Origin of the sequence: Streptomyces phaeochromogenes (assembly GCF_001418655.1) — a bacterium.
Lineage (GTDB): Bacteria > Actinomycetota > Actinomycetes > Streptomycetales > Streptomycetaceae > Streptomyces > Streptomyces phaeochromogenes.
In genome coordinates this window covers 1-6,204 of the sequence record NZ_LIQZ01000542.1, presented here as the reverse complement: position 1 = coordinate 6,204, position 6,204 = coordinate 1, and the positions used below count along the sequence as shown (strand labels likewise).

The 6,204-nt window shown below is 69.0% G+C and carries 6 protein-coding genes; 5 read left to right on the top strand and 1 reads right to left on the bottom strand.

Translation table 11 applies throughout. The features are described from left to right. Window positions 1-2: 2 nt before the first annotated feature. The 4 genes from AOK17_RS45280 to AOK17_RS45265 all read left to right on the top strand — a co-directional run bounded on the left by AOK17_RS45280 (window position 3) and on the right by AOK17_RS45265 (window position 3,899). The gene (locus tag AOK17_RS45280; protein ID WP_055618488.1) at window positions 3-332 is read left to right on the top strand and encodes an SH3 domain-containing protein; all 330 of its coding nucleotides are present in this window, start codon (window positions 3-5) and stop codon (window positions 330-332) included. 100 nt (window positions 333-432) lie between these two features. After that, window positions 433-1,857: an FtsW/RodA/SpoVE family cell cycle protein gene (locus AOK17_RS45275; protein WP_079053659.1), complete on the top strand. Its 1,425-nt coding sequence runs from the start codon at window positions 433-435 to the stop codon at window positions 1,855-1,857. 17 nt (window positions 1,858-1,874) lie between these two features. Then, window positions 1,875-3,332, top strand: a complete 1,458-nt coding sequence (locus tag AOK17_RS45270) for a peptidoglycan D,D-transpeptidase FtsI family protein (RefSeq protein WP_055618487.1) — start codon at window positions 1,875-1,877, stop codon at window positions 3,330-3,332. 45 nt (window positions 3,333-3,377) lie between these two features. Further along, window positions 3,378-3,899 (top strand): DUF3291 domain-containing protein, encoded by a 522-nt coding sequence (locus AOK17_RS45265; RefSeq protein WP_055618486.1) that lies wholly within the window; start codon window positions 3,378-3,380, stop codon window positions 3,897-3,899. 71 nt (window positions 3,900-3,970) lie between these two features. Here the strand turns inward: AOK17_RS45265 and AOK17_RS45260 are convergent, their stop codons facing one another. Continuing rightward, window positions 3,971-5,077 carry a ferritin-like domain-containing protein gene (locus AOK17_RS45260; protein ID WP_055618485.1) on the bottom strand — a complete coding sequence of 369 codons (1,107 nt, stop codon included), beginning with the start codon at window positions 5,075-5,077 and terminating at the stop codon, window positions 3,971-3,973. Between the two features lie 153 nt (window positions 5,078-5,230). On the opposite strand from AOK17_RS45260, the gene AOK17_RS45255 reads away from it, so the two are divergent. Continuing rightward, the gene (locus AOK17_RS45255; protein WP_055618484.1) at window positions 5,231-6,160 is read left to right on the top strand and encodes an AurF N-oxygenase family protein; all 930 of its coding nucleotides are present in this window, start codon (window positions 5,231-5,233) and stop codon (window positions 6,158-6,160) included. Window positions 6,161-6,204 lie beyond the last annotated feature (44 nt).

Sequence of the window (6,204 nt, the reverse complement as noted above, 5' to 3'; positions counted from 1 at the left end):
GCATAGCCGCCGCCGGCGGCGCCCTCGTCGTCGGAGCCGCGAGCCCCGCTCTCGCGAACGACGACTGGGGCCACCACAACAACGGCAGTCACCACAAGCTCTACAAGGGCGTCGTCACCGCGCCCGGCGGACTGAACCTCCGCGACAGGCCGACCCGCGGCAGCGCCATCGTCGGCTTCGTCGGCTACAACCAGAAGGTCTCCATCTTCTGCAAGACGAGCGGCGAGAACGTCCAGGGCAACCACCTCTGGTACCTCCTCGCGGACGGCACCTGGGCCTGGGCGACGGCCCGCTTCATCGAGAACATCGGTCCGGCGCCCCGCTGGTGCTGACCGCCCGGCGCCCCTGAAGGGGCGACCGAGGTTGCACCCAAGAAGCCCGTTTGACCCCTTATAGCGGGACATGGACTGCTTCGCTTGCTACGTTCCGGACATGCTCTCGCCCGGAACGACAGCGCAGGCGGACCCGCCGGCTCCCGTCGTCCCCCTCCCCCGGCGCCGTGGCATCGAGTTCACCCTCATCGTCCTGGCCGTCCTGCTCTCCGTGTACGGCTACTGCGACGTCGGTGTCGCCCGGACCGGATCGGTCCCGCCCGGCGCCGTCGGCTACGGCGCCGGGCTCGGCGTACTCGCGCTCCTCGCGCATCTCGCGGTGCGTGTGCGGGCCCCGTACGCCGATCCGCTGCTGCTGCCGATCGGCGTCCTGCTCAACGGACTGGGCCTGGTGCTCATCTACCGGCTCGACCTGGAGACCCCGGACGACCCGGCCGCCCCGACACAGCTCGTCTGGTCGACGCTGGGCATGGGCCTGTTCATCGCGGTCGTCGTGCTGCTGCGCGACCACCGGGTGCTCCAGCGCTACACGTACGTGTCCGTCGTGAGCGCGCTCGTCCTGCTCGTCCTGCCGATCTTCTTCCCCTCCGTGAACGGCGCCCGGATCTGGGTCAGGGTCGCCGGATTCTCCATCCAGCCGGGCGAGTTCGCGAAGGTCCTGCTCGCGGTGTTCTTCGCCGGCTACCTCGCGGCGAACCGCAACGCCCTCGCGTACACCGGCCGTCGTATCTGGCGGCTCCAACTGCCCACCGGGCGGGTCCTCGGGCCGATCCTCGCGATCTGGCTGCTGAGCGTCGGCGTGCTGGTCCTGGAACGGGACCTCGGCACCTCGCTGCTCTTCTTCGGCCTGTTCGTGGTCCTGCTGTACGTCGCCACGGGCCGCACCGGCTGGATCGCGGTGGGCCTGCTGCTCGCGGCGTGCGGGGCCGTCGCCGTCGGCTGGCTCGAACCGCATGTGCACAGCAGGGTCGAGGACTGGCTGCACCCGTTCGCGTCGATCGAGGCGGGCCTGGGCCCGAACCAACTCGCCCAGTCGCTCTTCTCGTTCGCCGCCGGCGGGATGCTCGGCACGGGCCTCGGCCTCGGCCACTCCGTCCTCATCGGCTTCGCCGCCAAGTCGGACTTCATCCTGGCCACGGCAGGCGAGGAACTGGGCCTGGCCGGCCTCTCCGCGATCTTCCTGCTGTACGGGCTGCTGGTCGAGCGCGGCTACCGGGCGAGCCTCGCCCTGCGCGACCCCTTCGGCCGGCTGCTCGCGATCGGACTCGCCTCGATCGTCGCCCTCCAGGTCTTCGTGATCGCGGGCGGCGTGACGGGGCTGATCCCGCTGACCGGAATGGCGATGCCCTTCCTGGCGCAGGGCGGTTCGTCGGTCGTCACCAACTGGATCATCGTGGCCCTCCTGATGCGCCTCAGCGACTCGGCACGCGACCGGTCCGGAACGGGGGCTGCGACGGCGGCTGCGACAGCGACAGCGACAGCGACAGCGACAGCCGAGGGCATCGAAGGAGGGGGCAAACCATGACCGGGAACGGCCGCCCCATGACCCGGTACATCCGGCACGCCGCCGCCTTCTGCGCGCTGCTCCTGATCGCCCTCCTCGTCAACGCCACCCGCATCCAGCTCGTCCAGGCCCGCTCGTACGACGAGAACCCGGCCAACCGCCGTCACACGATCGCCCGTTACGGCCAGCCGCGCGGCGACATCCTCGTCGGCGGCAGGCCGGTCACCGGCTCCAAGGACTCCGGCCAGCAGTTCCGCTACGAACGGACGTACAGGAACGGCCCGTTGTACGCGCCCGTCACCGGCTTCTCCTCGCAGGTGTACGGGACGAATCTGCTGGAGGGCGCCGAGGACGACGTCCTGGCGGGCACCGACCCGCTGCTGTCGCCGCTCCCCCTGTGGAACGACTTCACGCGGTCCCGTAACCCCGGCGGTCACGTCGTCACGACCCTCGACCCGGCCGCGCAGGAGGCGGCGTTCGCGGGGCTCGGCGACCGGCGGGGGGCGGTGGCCGCGCTCGAACCGTCCACGGGACGGATCCTGGCGCTGGTCTCCACCCCCTCCTACGACCCCGAGGAGCTCTCCGGTACGGACTCGGCGGTGGCCCGGGCCTGGACTCGCCTGAACCAGGCGGCCAACAAGCCGATGCTCAACCGGGCCGTGCGGCAGACCTATCCGCCCGGCTCCACCTTCAAGGTGGTCACCGCGGCGGCGGCCCTCGACGCGGGCGTGGTGGAGGACGTCGACGAGCCCACGAAGTCCCGCGACCCGTACCGGCTGCCGGGCAGCTCGGTCCGGCTGACGAACGAGGTCGAGGGGTGCGCGGACGCGTCCCTGCGGTACGCGTTCACCTGGTCGTGCAACACCGTCTTCGCCAAGCTGGGCGTGGACGTGGGGGTGGCCGGTATGCGGGCCGGGGCGGCCGGATTCGGCTTCAACGAACGGCAGTTGAGGATCCCCTTCCGGGTCTCCCCCAGCACCTTCGACACCCGGGTCGACCAGGCGCAGCTCGCGCTCTCCTCCATCGGCCAGTACAACACCCGGGCGACGCCGCTGCAGATGGCGATGGTCGCCGGGGCCGTCGCCAACAACGGATCCGTGCGTACGCCCCACCTGGTGGAGCGGACCACCACGGACGACGGCCACACGGTGTCGGCCACCGGGCAGCGCACCCTCCGCCAGGCCATGAGCCCCGCCACCACCGTACAGCTGCGCGAGCTGATGACGGACGTGGTGGAGCGGGGCACCGGCAAGAACGCCGCCATCCCCGGCGCCACGGTCGGCGGCAAGTCCGGCACGGCCCAGCACGGCATCCACAACTCCGGTACGCCGTATGCCTGGTTCATCTCCTGGGCGAAGGCCGACGACGCGATGGAGCCGGCCGTGGCCGTCGCGGTCGTCGTCGAGGACGCGGAGGCCGACCGGGGCGACATCAGCGGGGGCGGGGACGCGGCGCCGATCGCGCGGGATGTGATGAGGGCGGTGCTCACTCCGTGAGACGGGGGGTGTTGCGCTCCCGTCTCCCGACCTACCGTTCGGTTCATGACTCAGCCCGCAGCCGCGTACGAACTCGCCCAGGTGAACATCTCCCGGCTCAAAGCCCCGCTGGACTCCCCGCAGTTGAAGGACTTCGTCGACGCTCTCGACCCGGTGAACGCGGTCGCCGACGCCGCGGACGGTTTCGTCTGGCGTCTGCAGAGCGACTCCGGCAACGCGACGGACACGTCCGTCTTCGGCGACGACTGGCTGATCATCAACCTGACGGTGTGGCGGGACACCAACGCCCTGACCGCGTTCATGTACCAGGGACAGCACCGTGAGCTGCTCACCCGCCGCAATGAATGGTTCGAGCGGATCCAGGAGGCGATGACGGCCCTGTGGTGGGTGCCGGCCGGGCACCGGCCGACGGTCGCCGAGGCGGAGGAGCGGCTGTTGCATCTGCGGGAGCATGGGGCGACCGCGTACGCGTTCACGCTGCGGACGTCGTTCCCTGCCGGGGAGGCGGCGCCGACGGCCCTGTCCGGGGAGGCCCCGGCCCTTCCCGACGTGGAGTGCCCTGTGTAGTCCAGTCGTGGAGTGCTCTGTCTAGTCCCGACGTGGAGTGCCGTGTGCAGTCCCGATGTGGCGTGCCCTGTCTAGGATTCCGCGCCGGCGTTGATAGCTTCTTCCACTTCTGCGACCCGGGCCTTCTCTTCGGCAGCGAAGCGTTCCGCGTCCAGTTGTTCGGCCAGTTCCTCGTCCTGGGCCATGAGGAGGTCGAGGTTGGAGTTGCCCATGTCGAAGACGCCCATGTCGACGTAGGCCTGCTGGAGGCGTTTGCCCCACAGGCCGATGTCCTTGACGCAGGGGACGATCCGGGAGAACAGCAACTGGCGGAACAGCGCCAGGAATTCGGAGCGCTCGCTGTACTCCTCGGCCTCCGCCTTGGGGATGCCGAAGTTCTCCAGGACCTCCACCCCGCGCAGCCGGTCTCGCATCAGGTAGCAGCCCTCGATGACGAACTCCTCGCGTTCGCGGAGCTCGGCGTCGGTGAGCTGCTTGTAGTAGTCGCGCAGCGCCATGCGGCCGAAGGCCACGTGGCGGGCCTCGTCCTGCATGACGTACGCGAGAATCTGCTTGGGCAGCGGCTTGTCCGTGGTGTCCCTGATCATGCCGAACGCGGCCAGTGCCAGGCCCTCGATGAGGACCTGCATGCCGAGGTAGGGCATGTCCCAGCGGGAGTCGCGGAGGGTGTCCCCCAGCAGTGACTGGAGGTTGTCGTTGACCGGGTACAGCATCCCGATCTTCTCGTGGAGGAAGCGGGCGTAGATCTCCGCGTGGCGGGCCTCGTCCATGGTCTGGGTCGCGGAGTAGAGCTTGGCGTCCAGGTCGGGGACCGATTCGACGATGCGGGCCGCGCAGACCATGGCTCCCTGCTCGCCGTGCAGGAACTGGCTGAACTGCCATGAGGCGAAGTGCTTGCGGAGTTCGCCCTTGTCGCGGTCGTTCATCCTCGCCCAGTAGGGCGTTCCGTAGATCGAGATCGACTCGTCGGGGGTGCCGAGCGGATCGTACGGGTCCACTTCCAGGTCCCAGTCGATCCGTTTCTGGCCGTCCCACTGCTTGTCCTTGCCCTTCTGGTAGAGGGCGAGCAGCCGGTCGCGTCCTTCGTCGTACTCCCAGCTGAACCGTGCCGCGCCGGTCGCGGGCACCTGCCAGAGGGGGGCTCCGGGGTCCTTGGCGTACAGGTCGTAGGTGGCCATGTCTCGCAGGCTCCTACGTAGTAGACGACGGGTCAACAAGTTGCGCGTCAAGTTGCGCGCGAGGGATTGACGGCCTTGCTGACAAGCAGTCTCATAAGGAGTGACCGGCGGTAACCCTGAGGTTTCTTCCCGTACGACGAGGTGGGCACAGCCATGACGACCGTGACGGAGGCCGAGGTGCTGCGCGATGCGCTCGGTCTGCTCAAGGACCGGGAGCAGGTGGCCGAGCGGCTGCTCGACTCCTCCGCGAAGCACTCGTTCGACCCGGACAAGGAGCTGGACTGGGACGCGCCCTTCGAGGAGGGGAAGTGGTTCTGGCCGCCGGAGTTGGTGTCGCTGTACGACACTCCGCTGTGGAAGCGGATGAGTGAGGAGCAGCGGATTCTGCTGTCGCGGCACGAGGCGGCTGCGCTCGCTTCGCTGGGGATCTGGTTCGAGATCATCCTGATGCAGCTGCTGGTGCGGCACATCTATGACAAGGCGGCGACGAGTGCGCATGTGCGCTATGCGCTGACCGAGATCGAGGACGAGTGCCGGCACTCGAAGATGTTCGCCCGGCTGATCACGTCCGGTGGGACGCCTTGGTACCCGGTGAGCCGGGCCCATCAGAACCTCGGGCGCTTCTTCAAGACCGTGTCGACCACGCCTGGGTCGTTCACGGCGACGTTGCTCGGCGAGGAGGTGCTCGACTGGATGCAGCGGCTGACGTTCCCGGACGAGCGGGTGCAGACGTTGGTCCGGGGGGTGACACGGATCCACGTGGTGGAGGAGGCGCGGCATGTCCGGTACGCGCGGGAGGAACTGCGTCGGCAGATGGTGACCGCGCCCCGGTGGTCGCAGGAGTTCACTCGGGTGACGTCCGGGGAGTTCGCGCGGGTGTTTTCGGTGGCCTTTGTCAATCCCGATGTGTACGAGAACGTGGGGCTCGACCGGCGTGAGGCGATGGCCCAGGTGAAGGCGAGTGGGCATCGGCGGGAGGTCATGCAGACGGGCGCGAAGCGGTTGACCGACTTCCTGGACGACATCGGGGTGTTGCGGGGGGCCGGGCGGCGGCTTTGGAGGTCTTCGGGGTTGCTGGCCTGAGGGGTTGGGTTGCTGGGCTGGGTTGCTGGGCCGAGGGGCTGGGG

Excerpts from the sequence above, each read along its gene's own strand:
- AOK17_RS45275 (WP_079053659.1), top strand. The coding sequence starts at position 433 with ATGCTCTCGCCCGGAACGACAGCGCAGGCGGACCCGCCGGCTCCCGTC.
- AOK17_RS45270 (WP_055618487.1), top strand. The coding sequence starts at position 1,875 with ATGACCCGGTACATCCGGCACGCCGCCGCCTTCTGCGCGCTGCTCCTG.
- AOK17_RS45265 (WP_055618486.1), top strand. The coding sequence starts at position 3,378 with ATGACTCAGCCCGCAGCCGCGTACGAACTCGCCCAGGTGAACATCTCC.
- AOK17_RS45260 (WP_055618485.1), bottom strand. The coding sequence starts at position 5,077 with ATGGCCACCTACGACCTGTACGCCAAGGACCCCGGAGCCCCCCTCTGG.
- AOK17_RS45255 (WP_055618484.1), top strand. The coding sequence starts at position 5,231 with ATGACGACCGTGACGGAGGCCGAGGTGCTGCGCGATGCGCTCGGTCTG.